We start from the raw sequence: 16,310 nt of genomic DNA, 5'->3' as shown, positions 1-16,310 counted from the left end.
GATCAAGATACAACGATTGCATTCGGCGGCCTCGCATCGCCGGCAAGTATCGACTCCACTTGCCGCACGCTGCGTGCTGCGCGCCCTCATCTCCGCCGGACCTCCGTGCTCGACCGTCCGTACTTGGCAGGCCGCCGCCTTCCCTGCCCGTCAGCTGAGGCCGGGGCGGAGCTGCGCCACCGGGAAGAGGACGATTACGTCAGATAGGCGTGAACGATCGCGACCAGATCGTCCGCCGCCTTGCGCTGCGGGTTGTCGGGTGCGGCGGCGGGGTCGATCAGATGCGCGCGGATATGATCCTCGATCACCTCCGCGATGAAGCCGTCGAGCGCGCCGCGGCAGGCCGTGGCCTGCTGAAGCACCCGCGCGCAGTCGCGATCCTCCTCCACCGCGCGCGCGATCGCCTCGATCTGCCCGCGCATCCGCTTCAGCCGGTTGAGCAGCTTTTTCTTCTCTTTGCCGATGTGGTCCATGCCCGCTCCCGATTGGAGGTTGATCCGATACCCCGGGTGGGTATGTGGCGTCCATCGGCCGCGCCGCCGCGCGACTCGCAACCGTGCGGCGCGCCCGGCGTGCCGGAAAGAAGGAGCACGATGAAACCCCGATCTACCACCACGTCCGGCGAGGGCGACCATCGGGGCCTGGCTCCACTGGTCGACCGTGCCGGAAACGTGCCGGTCGCGGAGCGCGTGCCCGCCGCCTGAGGCAGCGACGCGACCTCGCGGACCGGCTGCCACCGGAACCGAGGAGGTCGCTAATGACCCTGTATATCGTGCGTGTCGAACGGCGCGCCGCGCATACCCGTATCGAACCGCTGAGCCGGCGCATCCGGCTCGCCGCGTCCGGCCGCGTCCCGGACAACGAACGCGTGCGATCGCAAAGCGCTGCGGCGTCGCGCGCCGCCTGACCCGCTCCGCCCGACCGACGACGCGCGCGCGGCGTTCGTGCCGTGTTCGCGCGCCGCGTCCGCCGCGCGCTCGCCCACCGACTGTAACACGTCTCATCTAAGGGGACCGACCATGACCCGGCTTCTTTCGCTGGCGGGCGCCTGTGCGCTCGCCAGCCTGACCCTTTCTGCCCCCGCCGCCGCGCAGACCGCCGCGCCGCCGCCGTCCGGCGCCGCCGAGCGCGCGATCGCGGACCGGCCCGACGCCGCGCCTGCCGCGGCGCGCTTCGCGATCCACGCGCAGGCCACCGTCGTCGTGCAGGGCACGCCCGGCTTCGCCTCGCCCTACACCGGCACCAACAGCCTGATCCCGCGGCAGGTGAAGGAGACCGCCGACGTGACGCTTTATGCCGGCGTCCGGCCGTGGCACGGGGCGGAGCTGTGGGTGAACCCCGAGATCGATCAGGGCTTCGGCCTGTCGAACACGCTCGGCGTCGCCGGCTTCCCGAGCGCCGAGGCGTATAAGGTCGGGCGCAGCACGCCCTATGCGCGGCTCCAGCGGGCCTTCTTCCGCCAGACGATCGGCCTTGGCGGCGGGCGCGAGCCGGTCGCGGGTGCCGCCAACCAGCTCGCGGGATCGCGCGCGGTCGACCGGCTGGTGGTCACGGCGGGCAAGTTCGGGGTCGGCGACGTCTTCGACACCAACAGCTACGCCCATGATCCGCGCGGCGACTTCCTCAACTGGGCGGCGGTCGACACGGGCAGCTTCGATTATGCCGCCGACGCCTGGGGCTATACCACCGGCGTCGCAGCCGAAGCCTGGCGCGGTGCGTGGACGGTGCGGCTCGGCACGTTCAATCTGTCGCGGGTGCCCAATGGCGAGACGCTGGAGACCGGCTTCGGGCAATATCAGCTCGATGCCGAGGTCGAGCACCGCCATCACCTCGCCGGCCACCCCGGCGCGCTGCGCGTCACGCTGTTCCGCAATCGCGGGCGGTTCGGGCGGTTCGACGCGGCGGTCGCGCTTTCGGCGCGCACCGGCGCCGCCGCCGACACCACGCCGTTGCGCAGCCGTCGGACGCGCGCGGGCGTCAGCGTCAATGCCGAACAGGCGATCACCGATGATCTGGGGGTGTTCGCGCGCGCCGGGATCGCCGACGGGCAGGTCGAGCCGTACGACTTCACCGACATCGACCGCACCGCGCAGGCCGGACTGGCGCTGCGCGGCGCGGGCTGGCGGCGCGGCGACGACACGTTCGGCGCGGTGTTTATCGTCAACGGCATCAGCCGCGCGCATCAACGCTATCTGAATGCCGGCGGGCTCGGCGTGCTGGTCGGCGACGGCCGGCTGCCGCACCCCGGCGACGAATATATCGGTGAGGCATATTACAAGCTCGTCGCGGTGAAGGGTGTCGAGCTTTCGCTGGATTATCAGTTCGTCGCGCACCCCGGCTACAATCGCGACCGTGGCCCCGCCAACGTGGTCGGGTTCCGCGCCCATGAAGCGTTTTGACGGTGCCGGGCCGATGTTCCGTCATCCGCCATCGCCGTTCCGCTGGACGTTCCTGCTGCCCGCGCGGGTCTGGCTGACGCTCGCCGATGCGGCGCTTTATGGCGCGCGCCTGATCCTTCGCTCGCGGCTGCGCTGCCGCGGCTGCTGTCGTTCAGCATGACGCTGGTCGCGCGCTGCTCGCGCGCCGGTGTCATGGCCCGGCACCATCGTGCGCAAGCGGGCTAGCGATGACCGCGCCCTATCTCCTGTTCGGCCCGATGCTCGCGATCCTCGGCCGGCTCGGCGCCGCGTTCGTGCTGGGCGCGATCATCGGGGTGGAGCGACAGCTCCGCCAGCGCAACGCCGGGTTGCGCACGATGGTGCTGGTCGCGGTCGGCGCGGCGGCGTTCGTTCATCTCGGTGCGCGGGTCGGCGGCGGCGAGGGGGCGACGCGGATCATCGCCTATGTCGTCTCCGGGATCGGCTTCCTCGGCGCGGGCGTCATCATGAAGGAGGGCGCGCAGGTGCGCGGGCTCAACACCGCGGCGACCCTGTGGTCGTCGGCGGCGGTCGGCGCGTTCTGCGGCTGCGGGCTGGTCGGCGAGGCGGCAGGGGTCGCGCTCATCATCGTCGCGGGCAACACCCTGCTCCGCCCGCTGGTCAACTATATCAACCGTCAACCGCTCAGCGCCACCAATACCGAGGCGGTCTACAAGGTCCATGTCATCTGCGAGGCCGAGGATGTCGCGGCGGCGCGCGATCTGCTCGGGGATCTGCTGGAGGCGGCCAATTATCCCGTCCAGTCGATGGACGTGCTGACCGAGAGCGACGACCGGATCGAACTCGCCGCCACGCTCATCCCCACCACCGCCGAAGCCGCCGAGCTGGACCGCATCTGCGACACGCTCGCCGCCGACCCGCGCCTCAGCGCCGCGACCTGGACGATCAGCGCGACACTGTAGCGCGGCCGGCGGCCGGACCACCGCGCCTCCCCTTCGCGACGATTTTGCGCCAGATCACAGAAGCAGGGCTGGCCCCCCGCGCGCTTGTCCGTCAAAACGTGCTTCTCTTTCAGGAAGGTACCCTGTGGTTCGACATATTACGGTCGCCGTGGCGATGATCCCGATGCTCGCCGGCTGCGGGTCGCCGCAGGACGCGAACCAGCCTGCCGCCAGCGCCAGTGCCAGTGCCAGTGCCAGTGCCAGCGCGGCGCCGGTCAATTACGGCAACGCCACCCCCGCCAAGACCAAGCCGTTCAAGGCGACCCCCGTCGCGAGCTTCGACACGCCCTGGGCGCTGGCGTTCCTGCCCGACCGGCGGATGCTCGTCACCGAAAAGCCCGGCCGGCTCTGGCTCGTCACCGCCACCGGGCAGAAGCAGCAAGTCTCCGGCGTCCCGACCGTCCATTTCGAGGGTCAGGGCGGGTTGCTGTTCATCGCGGTATCACCGACCTATGCGCAGAACGCGCAGGTCTATCTCACTTATTCCGAGCCCGGCGAGGGCGGCGACGGCCTCGCACTGGCGCGCGCCACGCTCGACACCAGCGGCGCGCAGCCCGCGCTCAAGGACCTTCAGGTTGTCTGGCGGCAATTGCCGCGCGGCAAGGGCGGGCAGTTCGGGGGGTACATCGCCTTCTCGCCCGACGGGCGCTACCTGTTCCTGACCTCGGGCGAGCGCCAGCGCTTCACTCCCGCGCAGGATCCGGATCAGGCGCTGGGCAAGATCCTGCGCCTCACGCTCGACGGCAAGCCGGCGCCGGGCAATCCCGGTGCGGGCAAGACCGGGTCGACGACGGTCGGCATCATCGACCCGCCCGAAAATACCGGCGCGGCGGCCAAGGCGCCGGTGCGCAAGGCGACGATGCCCGCGCCGAACCTCACCCCCGCCGAGACGTGGAGCACCGGGCACCGCAATCCCTATGGTCTCGCCTTCGATGCCGAGGGGCGGCTCTGGGAAACCGAGATGGGGCCACAGGGCGGCGACGAGCTGAACCTGATCGAGCCGGGCCGCAACTACGGCTGGCCGCTGGTATCCTACGGCAAGAATTACGACGACACCCCGATCGCGTCGCCCGCCAGCGATCCCCGTTTCCAGAAGCCCGCGCTCTACTGGAACCCGATCATCGCCCCGGCCGGGCTCGCTTTCTATTACGGCAGCATGTTCCCGCAATGGCGTGGCTCGGCATTCGTCGGCGGGCTCGCCTCGACCGCGCTGATCCGCATCGCCTTCGACGGCACCACCCCGCGCGAGGCCGAACGCTGGGACATGGGCGCACGCATCCGCGCGGTGATGGCCGGACCGGACGGGGCGCTGTGGCTGCTCGAAGACGGCAGCGACGGGCGGCTGCTGCGGCTGACCGCCGATCGCGCCGGCTGACCCGCTCACTTTGGCCAAGCCTAAGACTTAGGTCGAACTCAATTATGGTGCAGATGCTTAGCTAGCAGGTGCTTAACCACTTCGGCCGCTGAACGACCCTCGTGCCCGCAATGGGCAGGCGAGGATTTCGATGACGCGACGCGGAACAGGGTGGTGGGGGATGATCGGGGCGGCGCTGGTCGCCGCCACGCCGGCGCCCGCCGCGACCCCCGCCGGCACGACGATCGCAAATACCGCGCAGCTGACGCTGGTCGCCGCCGGGGCCGCGCCGGTCACGCTCGACAGCAACACCGTCACGATCGCAGTCGACGCGCTGGTCGAGGCCGCGATCGCCGCCGACGTGCCGACCGCGCCGGTCGCGACCGCGCCGCAGCCGCTCGCCTTCACCGTCGCCAACCCCGGCAACGCCGCCACCGTCTACCGCCTGGGCGCCGCCGCCGACCGTGACGGCGTGACGGTCGCCACGATCGCCGCCGATACCGATGGCGACGGCCGTTACGATCCCGCGACCGACCGTCCGGTCTCGACCGTCACGCTCGCGCCCGGCGCGCAGCAGCGCATCTTCGTGCTCGCGAGCGGTGCGCTGGCGCCCGGCGCGGCGATCACCGCCACCGCCGTCGCCGATACCCCGGCCGCCGCTACCGTCGGCGCGACCGGCGGCCGCGCGAGCGCGACGGTCCGGCTCGTCGATGCCGCCACCCCCGCCGCGCGGCTCGACAAGGCGCAGTCGGTCGCCGCGCCCGGCGGCGGCGCGCGTGCGGTCGCCGGAGCGATCGTCACCTACACGCTCACCGCCCGCTTCGCGCGCGACTGCGCCGCCGCCGAGGTGAGCGACGCCGTGCCCGACGGCATGCGCTTCATGCCCGGCAGCATCATGCTCGACGACCAGCCGCTCGCCGACGCCGGCCGGCTGGACGGCACCACCGTCCGCATCGCGCTCGGCGACATGCCCGCCGGCGCGGTCCGCCAGATCCGCTTCAACGCCATCATCCTGTGAGGAACATGCTTATGCCGATCCGCCCGCTCCTTCTGCTGGCCGCCGCCGCCCTCGCCGCACCGGCGCTCGCCGCCGGCCCGCTGCAGGTCACGTCGCAGGTCATGGTCGAGGCCAAGCAGCGCGCCGCCGACGGGACGACGAGGATCGCGCTGGTCCCGGCGCAGCGCGTCGTGCCGGGCGACCGCGTCGTGTTCACGCTCGCCTATCGCAACACCGGCACGCAGCCGCTCGCCGACCTCGTCTTCGACAATCCGGTTCCGCGCGGCGTCGCCTATCGCGCGCCCGCGCCGAACAGCCCCGCCCCCGAGCTGTCGGTCGACGGCCGCCGCTACGGCACGCTCGCGCAGCTCGGCGCGGCCGGCCCCGACGCGGTCACGCACGTCCGCTGGCGGCTCGCCCGCCCGCTCGCGCCCGGCGCGTCTGGCACCTTCGCCTTCCACGCCGTGCTCAAGTGATCCTCCACCCCATTATCGCTGAAGGAAAGACGCTCCCATGTTCGTGAAGAGGACCATCGCCCTGCTGCTCGCCGGGGTCGCGGCCGCCGCGCTCGGCAGCGGCGCGGCCCAGGCGCAGACCCCCGCCGCGCAGCTCACCACCGCCGGCACGCGGATCGACAACACCGCATCGGTGACCTATTCGGTCAACGGCACCAGCCAGTCGATCCAGTCGACCACCGCGTCGTTCGTCGTCGACAAGAAGGTGAATTTCACCGTCGTCACCGCGCAGACCGGACCGACCGTGGTGAACCTCGGCGACCAGAATGTCGTCACCACCTTCCAGGTCACCAACCTGACCAACGACGTGCAGGATTTCCTGCTCGATCCCGATCAGCAGAACCTGTCACTGGGGCTTTTCCCCGGCAGCGACAATTTCGACGTCACCTCGCTGCGCGCCTATGTCGATTCGAACGGCAACGGCCGCTACGACGCGGGCGTCGATACACAGACCTATATCGACGAACTGCTGCCCGACGCCTCGGCGACCGTGTTCGTCGTCGGCAACGTCCCCACTCAGGCGGGCGCGAAATACGCCTATAACTCGCTCCACGTCATCGCCGCGGCCGGTGGTCAGGCGAATTCGCAGGGCGCGATCCTGATCGGCACCGACCTCAACCTCGCGGGTGCCGACAATATCGTCGACATCGTGTTCGCCGACGACGACAGCGACGGCGCGCTGCTCGGCGATATCGCGCGCAACGGCCAGGGCCGCGCCTATTCGGGCTGGCATGTCGCGGTGAACAATGTCGCGCTCAGCGTCACCAAATCGGCGCGCGTCCTCGAAGACGGGCTCGGCTCCGCCAATCCCAAGGCGATCCCGGGCGCGACGGTCGAATATTGCCTGCTGGTCCGCAACGCGACGCTGACCACCGGCGCGAACGGCGTCACGCTCGCCGACGTCATTCCCGGCCACACCACCTATGTGCCCGGCTCGATCTCGATCGGCACGCCGGGCGCGCTGGGCGTGTGCAACGTCAACGGCTCGACCGAGGACGATGACGACAACGACGGCACCGAGACCGACGGCTACACTGCCGCGTTCGACGGTCTTGCCAAGAAGGTGACCGTCAATCTCGCCAGCGTCGGCGGCGGCGGCTCGGTCGCGGCGTCGTTCAAGGTCAAGATCGACTAGCCGCCGCCCCGCCGTCTCCCGCCCATGAACGCCACTCCGGCGCGCACCCCGTGCGCCGGACAGGGACAAGTCATGCCCGTCGCACGCGCCCGATCACTGCTGGCAATCGCCCATGCGCTGGTGATCGCGGCGCTGTGCCTGTTCGCGGCGCTCCCCGCGACGGCGCAGACCGTGCGGATCGCCAATACCGCGCAGTTGTCGTTCGGCGCACCCGACGCGCGCGCCACGGTCGCGTCGAACACCGTGACGCTCGACGTCGACCGCACCCGCCGCCCGACCGCGCTCAGCTTCCGCCTCCCGCCGATCGGCTTCCAGTTCAGCGGGATGCGCTGCGACACCGTGCCGGAGCTGCGTTTCTCGCCCGCGCCGATCGACGCCGCCGACCTCGCGCGCGCCGCGCCACTGCGGACCATCGACACGCGCCAGCCGATGATCATCGTGCTCGACGCGCCGGGCGACAACCACGATCCGGCCAAGCGCGAGACCGATTATATCGACGTCGATACCGATCGCGGCGTCTTCAAGCTGCCGCTGTTCGAGACCGGCGAGAACACCGGCGTGTTCGCCGGCGGCGTCCCACGCGGCGGCGAGCATGCCGAACTGTCGGCGTGCGATCCGACCCGCTCGCGCACCCCGAAGCTGCGCATGTCGTTCGCGGGCAACGAGTTCAGCGATGCCAGCGAGGCGATGCTGCTTGTCGACCCGGCCGGCTACGTCTTCGATTCGATGACCGGCGCCTTGATCGACGGCGCGGAAGTGTCGCTGCTCGACGCCAACGGCAATCTCGCCACCGTCTACGGTGACGACGGCATGAGCGCCTATCCCGCGACCGTCATCAGCGGCGGTTCGGCGCGCGACGCGAGCGGGCGGCTTTATCCGTTCACCGCCGGCAATTATCGTTTCCCGCTCGTCGCGCCCGGCACCTATCACCTGCGGATCGTCCCGCCCGGCCAATATGCCGCGCCCTCCATGCGCGACCGCAGCGCGCTGGCGAGCCTGCGCGACCCGGGCGGCAAGCCGTTCCTCATCAACGATGCGTCGTTCGGCGCAGCGTTCACGATCGACTCGCCCGAGCCCTTCTATTCCGACATCCCGCTCGACCGCAGCGGCGAGACCATCCTCCTGCTCACCAAGACCGCCTCGACGCGCGAGGCGTCGCCGGGCGATGTGGTCCAGTATCGCGTCACCGTCACCAATCGCGGCGATGCGCCCGCGCGCAACGTCGCGGTCACCGATCTGCTGCCCGCCGGGCTGCGCTACCAACCGGGCTCGACGCGCGGCGTCGCCGAACCGGTGCGCGGCAGCGACGCGCACAAGCTCGACTTCGTCATTCCGATGATCGCGCCGCGCGGCACCGCCGAGCTGCGCTACACGGTGACGATCGCGATGGGCGCGAAGGCGGGCGAGACGGTCAACCGCGTGCTGGCGAGCGGCAGCGCCGGCGTCACCGGCAACGAGGCCGCGGCGGCGATCCGCGTCCGCCCTTTGCTGTTCAGCGACGGCTTCACCGTGATCGGCCGCGTCACCGAGGGCGCGTGCGGCGATCCGGCGCAGGGCCGGCGTGGCGTGCGCGGCATCCGCCTGCTGCTCGAGGATGGCACGTTCGTCGTCACCGACAAGGACGGGCTCTACCATTTCGAGGGCGTGCGCGCCGGCCGGCACGTCGTCGCGCTCGACCGCGCCTCGGTGCCCGCCAGCCACGAACCGGTCGCCTGCGATGCCGATACGCGGCAGGCCGGCAGCGCCACCTCGCGCTTCGTCGAAAGCGACGGCGGGCTGCTCAAGCGCGTCGACTTCCAGCTCCGCCCGACCGGCCGCACCGCCGCCGCCGATGCCGCGCTGCCGGTCCCGGTCCGCAGCGACGGCGCGGCGGCGGGCGCGGGGCGCGACTGGTTCGTCGGCGAGACGCCGGGCACCGCCTTCCTCTTCCCGACCGCCGACCACAATCCGCGCGCGCCCGCGATCCGCGTCGTCGTCAAGCATCACCCCGGCCAGCGCGTCGCGCTGACGGTCAACGGCGTCGCCACCGACCCGCTCGCCTTCGACGGCACCGACACCGATGCGGCCGGCACGATCGCGGTGGCGCGCTGGTCGGGCGTGCCGGTCGTGCCCGGCGACAACCGGCTGGTCGCGCGCGTGCTCGACGCCGATGGCCGCGTCGCCACGACGCTGACGCAGGTCGTCCATTATGCCGGCGCGCCGGTGCAGGTCGTCGCGGTCGCCGACAAGAGCCGGCTCGTCGCCGACGGTCTCACCCGCCCGCTGCTCGCGCTGCGCGCGACCGATGCGCAGGGCCGGCCGGTGCGCGCCGGCACCCTGCTCACCGTCCGCGTCGCCGCGCCTTATGCGGTCGCCGAGGAGATCGCGATCGCGCAGGAGCGCCGGCAGATCGCGAACGGCGAGGCGCACAGCGCGCGGGTCGTCGGCGACGACGGCTATGCGTTCGTCGCGCTCGAACCGACGATGCAGAGCGGGCAGGTCCGCGCGCAGATCGATCTCGCCGACCGCGACACGCGCCGCACGATCGACGTCACCGGCTGGCTCGCCGCGCCGGCGCGCGGGCTGACCGTCGTCGGCTTCGGCGCCGGCACGCTCGGGTTCGACACGCTGCGCCGTCACGGCGAGCCGCTGGCGCGCGGCCGCTGGGTGCGCGACGGGCAGCTCGCCTTCTACGCCAAGGGCCGGATCAAGGGCGCGTGGCTGGCGACGCTCGCCTATGACAGCGACCGGCAGCGCGACCGCACGCGCGGACTGCTCGGGACGATCGACCCCGATCGTTATTACACCGTCTATGGCGACGGCACCCGCCAGGGCTATGACGCGCCGACCGACCGCAAATTGTATCTGCGGCTGGAGCGTCGCGACGTCTACGCGCTGTTCGGCGATTACGAGACCGGGCTGACCGCGACGCGGCTCGGCCGGTACAGCCGCACGCTGAACGGCGTGAAGGCCGAATATGACGGTCGCCGCCTGCTGTTCAGCGCCTTCGCCGCGCACACCGACGAACGCTATGCGCGCGACGAGATCCCCGGCAACGGCCTGTCGGGTCCGTACCGCCTCGCCGCGCGCGACATCGTCCCCAACAGCGACAAGTTGCGCATCGAGGTCCGCGACCGCTTCCGTCCCGAGCGGGTCGTCACCACCACGCCGATGACGCGCCACATCGATTACGACATCGACACCGGCGCAGGAACGATCCGCTTCCGCGAGCCGGTGCTGACGCGCGACCCGAGCCTCAACCCGGTCGTGATCGTCGTCGACTACGAAACCTACGGGCGCGGCCGCAAGAAGGTCGCGGGCGGGCGCGGCGCGGTGCGGCTGGCCGGCGGCAAGGTCGAGGTCGGCGCGACCGCGCTCCACGACGAGACCACCGCGACCGCCGACCTGCTCGCGGTCGACCTGCGCGCACGGCTGACCGCCACCACCGAGCTGCGCGCCGAAGCGGCGAGCGGCGGACGCGGCGGGCTCGACACCGGCCGCGCCTGGCTCGCCGAGGCCGAGCATCACGGCCCGCGCGCCGACGTGCTGGTCTATGCCCGGCAGCAGGATCGCGACTTCGGCGTCTCGCAGCAGAATGTCGTCGAGGCCGGCGCGCGCCGCGTCGGGGTCGACAGCCGCGTGCAGCTCGCACCGCGCCTGTCACTGATCGCGACCGGCTGGCACCAGCAACAGCTCGACGGCCCCGAAACACGCACCGCGCTCGATACACGGCTCGAATTTCGGCGCGATCGCGGCACGCTGTTCGCGGGAACCCAGCTCGCCCGCGACCGCGGCGTCACCGGGCGCGACCGGACCTCGCAATTGCTGACGCTGGGCGGCACGCAGTCGGTCCTCGACGGCAAGCTGACGCTCACCGGCCAGACGCAATTCGCGCCCGGCGGCGACACCGACAGCCTTGACTTCCCCGCTCGCCACCAGCTGCTCGCCGGCTACCGGCTGACCCCCGGCGTCCGGCTGATCGGCGGCTATGAGGTCGCGCAGGGCGCCGGCAGCGACGCGCAGACCGCGCGCCTCGGGTTCGACGTCGCGCCGTGGACCGGCGGCAAGTTGTTGACGACGCTCAATCAACAGGCGTCGGGCAGCGAGGACGCGCCGCGGCTGTTCGCGCAATACGGCCTCAGCCAGTCGCTGCCGATCGGCGCGCGCTGGATCGTCGACGCCTCGCTCGACGCCAGCACCACGCTGCGCGGCCACGCCGACCCCGCCACGGCGCTCAATGCCTTCGGCGCGCTTGCCCCCGGCATCACCGTGCAGGACAATGGCGGCGGCGATTATGCCGCGATTACAATGGGTGCCAGCTATCGCGCCCCGCGCTGGTCGTGGAACGGCCGCGGCGAATATCGCGCCAGCGCGCAGGGCAACCGCTTCGGGCTGACCACCAACCTGTTGCGCCCGCTCGGCGAAGGCCGGTCGCTCGCGCTCGGCGTGCGCTGGTACGGGGTCGGGAATGCCTCGTCGCTGACCGCCGACGCCGCGTTGGCATGGCGACCGATCGACAGCCGCTGGTCGATTCTCGAGCGTCTGCAATGGCGTGACGACCGTGCCGGCGCGGGCATCACCGCCGCCAACGTGCTCGGCGTCGCGGCGGGGGGCGACCTGTTCCAGGCGACCCGCCGCGCGATCAACAACATCGCGATCAATTACCGCAGCGGCGCGGAAGGCGACGGCCATGGTCTTGAGATGACGCTCTATCACGGCGTCAAATGGGTGCGCGGCAGCTTCGGCGGCGACGATTACACCGGACTGACGCAGATCGTCGGCGCAGAGGTCCGCCGCGACCTCGGCGCGCATGTCGACCTCGGCGTGCAGGGCTCGGTCCAGCACGGCATCACCAGCCGCACGCTGGCGTTCAGCGCCGGGCCGAACATCGGCGTCTCGCCGGTCCGCGACCTGTGGATCAGCGCCGGCTACAATGTCAGCGGCTATCGCGACCGCGATCTCGCGCAGGATCGCTACACCCGCCGCGGCCCGTTCGTGACGCTGCGCCTGAAGCTCGACCGCAACGCCGCGCCGCGCTGAGGTCGGCCATCGGCGGCGGCACCGGCCCGCTTCGACGTAAGTGGATCAAACTCTAGGGCAGCAGCGCGCGCACCTGCACCGCCAGCGTCAGCGGATCGAACGGCTTGACGATCACCCCCCGCGCCCCGGCCGCGTACAGCGCGACCAGTTCATGCGCGCGGCTGTGCGCGGTCATGAAGATCACCGGCAGGTCCGGCACGATCGCCCGCACCGCGCCGAGCAGCGCCGGCCCGTCCATGACCGGCATCGTCACGTCGAGCAGCGCGGCATCGAACGGCGGCCCGGCCGCAATCGCCGCCAGCGCCTCGTCGGGCGTGCCGACCGCGACCAGCGTCATCGCCGGATCGAGCCCGAGCGCCAGCGTCACGATCGTGCGGATATCGGGATCGTCGTCGACGAGCAGCAGCCGCAGCGGCCCGGTCATCGGTGCGCCCCCAGCTCGCGGAGCTGTCGCCGGATGGTCTCGACCACCGCCGCCAGATCGTGCCGTCCCTTGACCAGCACCGCCGTCGCGCGCCGCGCGATCTCCGGCGGCACGTCCGCCGCAGTGAGCAGGACGAGCGGGATCGGTTGCCCGCAGGCGTCGAGCAGCTCCGGTATCAACGCCGCGCCCGTGCCGTCGCCCAGCGCCATGTCGAGCAGGACCAGCGTCGGTCGCCGGTCGCGCATATCGGCGCGTGCCGCATCCAGCCCCTTGGCGCAGATCATCGTCGCGACATCCTCCAGCGCCACGGTCATCGCCTCGCACAAGTCGTGATCGTCATCGACGTGCAGGATCAGCGGCGTCCCCGCCTGCCCCGCCGCGTCGCCGGTCGCATCCGTGAGCAGCGGCAGGTCGAAGGCGAACCGCGTCCCGCCACCCGCGCGGTCCTCGAACCAGATCGTGCCGTCCAGCCGCCGGACGATCTCGCGCGCGATCGCGAGCCCCAGCCCGGTGCCGCCCGAGGCGCGCTGCGACTGGAAGCGGTCGAACAATCGCGAGCGCAGGTCGGCGGGCACGCCCGGGCCATGATCGTCGACGCTCACCCGCGCGCGTCCCCCCGCCACCTCGGTGCGCAGCGTGACGGTATCGCCGCGCGCCGAGGCGTGGATCGCGTTCGACACCAGATTGGTGACGACCTGGAGCAACCGCCCGACGTCGCCGGCGACCATCACCGGCGCGGGCGCGACCACATCGACCAGCGTCATCGCGTGTCGCTGCGCCACCCCTTCGCCATCGAGCGTGGCCTGCGCGGTGATTGTCCGCAGATCGAGCGGCTTGCGCGCGATCGTCAATTGCCCGCTCTCGATCCGGTCGACGTCGAGCATGTCGTCGATGAGCCGGATCAATCGCCGCGCGTTATTGTCGGCGATCGCCACCAGCCGCACCGCCTGCGGCGGCCATTCGCCGGCATCGGCGGCACGCAACAGCGCCAGCGATCCGACCACCGAGGTCAGCGGCGTCCGCAATTCGTGGCTGACGGTCGAGATCAGCTCGTCCTTGGCGCGGGCGATCCGCAGCCGGTCGGACGCATCGCGCAGCGAGAGCACGAGCCGGTCGCCATCCGGGCCATGCATCACCCCGATCGCGACATCGACGGTCACGTCGCTGCCGTCGCGCCGCCGCGCGACCTGATCGGGGAAGACGCCGCGCGCCGCGCCTGCGCCGAACCGCGCGCGAAGGTCGTCGTCGCCCGCGCGCGATGGCAGCACCGTCGCCAGATCGCGTGCGCTGAGTTCCGCCGCGCTATAGCCCAGCAAGTCCTGCCCGGCGGCGTTGATCGTCTCGATCGTCCCGCCGGTGGTGACGATCAGCAGCGTGTCGGTGGTACTCGCCAGGATCGCGGCGTGGCGCGTCGCGGCCTCGTGCGCGGCGCGCGCCGCCGCATGGCGTTCCGACAGCGAGCGCCACAACGCCAGGATGATGCCGAGCAGGATCAGACCGGCCAGCGCGCCGCTCACCTCGAGCAGCCGGTAACTGTCGTCGCGATGGCGCCTGAACGAGGCCGAACGCTCGGCGCTGCGGGTGCGTTCGGCCGCCGCGGCGGCCGCCACCGCGTCGCGCAGCGCGTCCATGATCCGCTTGCCGCGCCCCGACGCGACCTCCCGCCGCATCGCCGCGGCATCGCCGCGCTCGAACAGCGCGATCGTCGCGTCCAGCTCGGCGAACTTGGCCGCGATCGCCGGGCGCAGCGACCGGCCGGCCGCGCCCGCCGCGCCCAGCAGTCGCTCGACCTCGGCGCGCGCCGGGGCATAAGGTGCCAGGAACGCACGATCGCCCGTCAGCAGCAGCCCGCGCTGCGCGGTCTCGGCGTCCTTCACCGCCGACATCAGCAGCAACAACACCCGCTCGCGCTCGAACGATCGCGCCGCTTCCGCCTGCGCTTCCAGCGACCGTGCATGTTCGACGCCGGTCCAGCCGATCAGCGCCGCCAGCAGGAGCGGCGTCAGCGTCGCGATCAGCAGGAAGCGCCACCGCGACGGCGGAGCGGGTGGCGCAAGCGCGGTCACGGCTCCGCGCGGCCGATCAGCGGTCGCGCGGCGAGCAGCGCCTGCGCGCGGTTGGCGACCCCCAGCTTGCGGAAGATCGCGGTCAGATGCGCCTTGACCGTCGCTTCGGTCACGCCGAGGTCGCGCGCGATCTGCTTGTTCGCGCGCCCGTCGGCCAGCGCCACCAGCACCGCGCGCTGCGCATTGGACAAGGACGCCAGCCGCGCGCGCAGGTCGGCCAACCCGGCCGCATCGGCCGGCGCGACCGGCGGGAAGATACGCTGCCCGCCATCGACGCGCCGCAGCCGCTCGGCGAGATCGTCGAGCGGCAGGCTCTTGAACAGATAGCCCGCCGCCCCGACCGCGCGCGCCGCTTCCACCAGCCGCGATTCCTCGCTGGCGGACACCACCACGATCGGCGTGGTCGGCGCATCCATCTGCAAGGTCAGCAGTCCGGAGAAGCCGCGCGCATCGGGCAGGTGGAAATCGAGCAGGATCATCCGCATCGGCGATCGTTGCGTCAGCGCGCGCGCCTCGGCGATCGAACCCGCCGCCACCACCGAAACGCCCGGCAGCGCCGCACGCGCCGCCATCGCCAGTCCCTCGCGGGTCAGCGGATGGTCATCGGCGACCAAGGCGCGTCCTCCCAGCCTGCGTCCGTCTTCTGCCATGCCGTTGTGGTTGCAGTTGTTATCGCTATCGAAGATTGCGGTCCCCTCCCCCGTTGTCCAGATGCAATTGCAACCAAAACCCAAGTAACTGAGTAACATAGCATAGGATGATTGTACTGATTGACTCCATCTCGGATGCTATCCGCGAGGCGGCGAGGCTCGCGGGGCATCGCGGTTGGCGCTTCCGGCGCTGCGCCGCTTCGGCCGTGGTCGTCGGAGACGATGACATCCTGCTGCACGCGGCTGATGAAGCGGATCCGGCGGAGCTGCGTGCGCTGCTGCTCGATCGTGTCACGCCCGCCCTTGCCATCGCGTCGCGGGAGTGGATCGCGGCGACCGACTGGAGCGCACGCGGCTATGTCGCCGCCATCGACCTCCGCCGGCTCGGGGCGGACTTGCCCGCTGCCGTCGCCGAATGGCGCCACGCCGAGCGGCTCGCCACGATCGAGCGGCTTGACGCGACGTTCGGTACGGCGGCGGTCACGAGGCTGCTGCAGGGCCTGCGCTGCGCGCTGAAGGCGGTGCTCGATGCGCCCTATGACGCGCGGCTGGCCGCCGAGGCGCATCGTATCGCCGGCCTCGCCGGGACGCTGGGCTTTGCGGCGCTCGGGCGGCATTGGCTGCGCGTCGCCGAGCACCGGCAAGCCCCCGATGCCGCGACCCGCCGCGCTACCGCCCATGCGCTCGCCACGCTCGACCGCGCCGAAAACCGCGAGGCTTTCACGATATCTTAGTTACTCCGCTCTTAGGGTAGCGGCCTGCCTAGCGGCT

Annotated in this window: 14 protein-coding genes; 10 read left to right on the top strand and 4 right to left on the bottom strand. The window is 71.4% G+C overall.

Features of this window, described 5'->3' with window-relative positions; translation table 11 throughout:
* Window positions 1-194 precede the first annotated feature (194 nt).
* Window positions 195-473, bottom strand: coding sequence for a metal/formaldehyde-sensitive transcriptional repressor (locus tag FHS97_RS03080; protein ID WP_184033160.1), 279 nt, complete (start codon window positions 471-473; stop codon window positions 195-197).
* Window positions 474-757: 284 nt separating this feature from the next.
* Here FHS97_RS03080 and FHS97_RS03075 point away from each other — a divergent pair, with 284 nt between their 5' ends.
* The 9 genes from FHS97_RS03075 (at window position 758) to FHS97_RS03035 (ending at window position 12,399) form a co-directional block, all read left to right on the top strand.
* Window positions 758-907, top strand: coding sequence for a hypothetical protein (locus FHS97_RS03075; RefSeq protein ID WP_184033158.1), 150 nt, complete (start codon window positions 758-760; stop codon window positions 905-907).
* A gap of 112 nt (window positions 908-1,019) precedes the next feature.
* Window positions 1,020-2,399, top strand: a complete 1,380-nt coding sequence (locus FHS97_RS03070; RefSeq protein ID WP_184033156.1) for a carbohydrate porin — start codon at window positions 1,020-1,022, stop codon at window positions 2,397-2,399.
* Window positions 2,386-2,559 carry a hypothetical protein gene (locus FHS97_RS03065; RefSeq protein ID WP_184033154.1) on the top strand — a complete coding sequence of 58 codons (174 nt, stop codon included), beginning with the start codon at window positions 2,386-2,388 and terminating at the stop codon, window positions 2,557-2,559. The genes FHS97_RS03070 and FHS97_RS03065 overlap by 14 nt, the downstream gene beginning before the upstream one ends.
* A gap of 67 nt (window positions 2,560-2,626) precedes the next feature.
* Window positions 2,627-3,340 (top strand): MgtC/SapB family protein, encoded by a 714-nt coding sequence (locus FHS97_RS03060; protein ID WP_184033152.1) that lies wholly within the window; start codon window positions 2,627-2,629, stop codon window positions 3,338-3,340.
* A 124-nt stretch (window positions 3,341-3,464) separates the two neighbouring features.
* Complete coding sequence (locus tag FHS97_RS03055; protein ID WP_343053350.1) at window positions 3,465-4,754, top strand: PQQ-dependent sugar dehydrogenase; 1,290 nt, start codon at window positions 3,465-3,467, stop codon at window positions 4,752-4,754.
* Window positions 4,755-4,884: 130 nt separating this feature from the next.
* Window positions 4,885-5,751, top strand: a complete 867-nt coding sequence (locus tag FHS97_RS03050) for a hypothetical protein (RefSeq protein ID WP_184033151.1) — start codon at window positions 4,885-4,887, stop codon at window positions 5,749-5,751.
* A gap of 11 nt (window positions 5,752-5,762) precedes the next feature.
* Entirely contained in the window at window positions 5,763-6,206 is a 444-nt protein-coding gene (locus FHS97_RS03045; protein ID WP_246346414.1) for a hypothetical protein, read from the top strand.
* Window positions 6,207-6,243: 37 nt separating this feature from the next.
* Window positions 6,244-7,380: a hypothetical protein gene (locus tag FHS97_RS03040; protein ID WP_246346413.1), complete on the top strand. Its 1,137-nt coding sequence runs from the start codon at window positions 6,244-6,246 to the stop codon at window positions 7,378-7,380.
* 72 nt (window positions 7,381-7,452) lie between these two features.
* On the top strand, window positions 7,453-12,399 hold the full coding sequence (locus tag FHS97_RS03035) for a DUF11 domain-containing protein (protein WP_184033150.1): 4,947 nt from the start codon (window positions 7,453-7,455) through the stop codon (window positions 12,397-12,399).
* A gap of 52 nt (window positions 12,400-12,451) precedes the next feature.
* On the opposite strand, the gene FHS97_RS03030 is transcribed toward FHS97_RS03035, so the two are convergent.
* From FHS97_RS03030 to FHS97_RS03020, 3 genes are read right to left on the bottom strand one after another with little or no spacing between them, the layout of a single operon-like run.
* Window positions 12,452-12,823 (bottom strand): response regulator, encoded by a 372-nt coding sequence (locus tag FHS97_RS03030; RefSeq protein WP_184033149.1) that lies wholly within the window; start codon window positions 12,821-12,823, stop codon window positions 12,452-12,454.
* Window positions 12,820-14,889: an ATP-binding protein gene (locus tag FHS97_RS03025; RefSeq protein ID WP_184033148.1), complete on the bottom strand. Its 2,070-nt coding sequence runs from the start codon at window positions 14,887-14,889 to the stop codon at window positions 12,820-12,822. Before FHS97_RS03025 ends, FHS97_RS03030 begins: the two co-directional genes overlap by 4 nt.
* Window positions 14,886-15,539, bottom strand: a complete 654-nt coding sequence (locus FHS97_RS03020) for a response regulator (protein ID WP_184033147.1) — start codon at window positions 15,537-15,539, stop codon at window positions 14,886-14,888. Before FHS97_RS03020 ends, FHS97_RS03025 begins: the two co-directional genes overlap by 4 nt.
* Before the next feature lie 206 nt (window positions 15,540-15,745).
* Between FHS97_RS03020 and FHS97_RS03015 the strand changes: the two genes are divergently transcribed.
* The gene (locus tag FHS97_RS03015; RefSeq protein WP_184033145.1) at window positions 15,746-16,273 is read left to right on the top strand and encodes a hypothetical protein; all 528 of its coding nucleotides are present in this window, start codon (window positions 15,746-15,748) and stop codon (window positions 16,271-16,273) included.
* Window positions 16,274-16,310: the final 37 nt, after the last annotated feature.

The sequence above is a fragment of the Sphingomonas endophytica genome, assembly GCF_014199415.1.
GTDB classification, from domain to species: Bacteria; Pseudomonadota; Alphaproteobacteria; order Sphingomonadales; family Sphingomonadaceae; genus Sphingomonas; species Sphingomonas endophytica.
The sequence above is the reverse complement of the archived record's forward strand: the minus strand, read 5'-3'. Positions and strand labels throughout refer to the sequence as shown.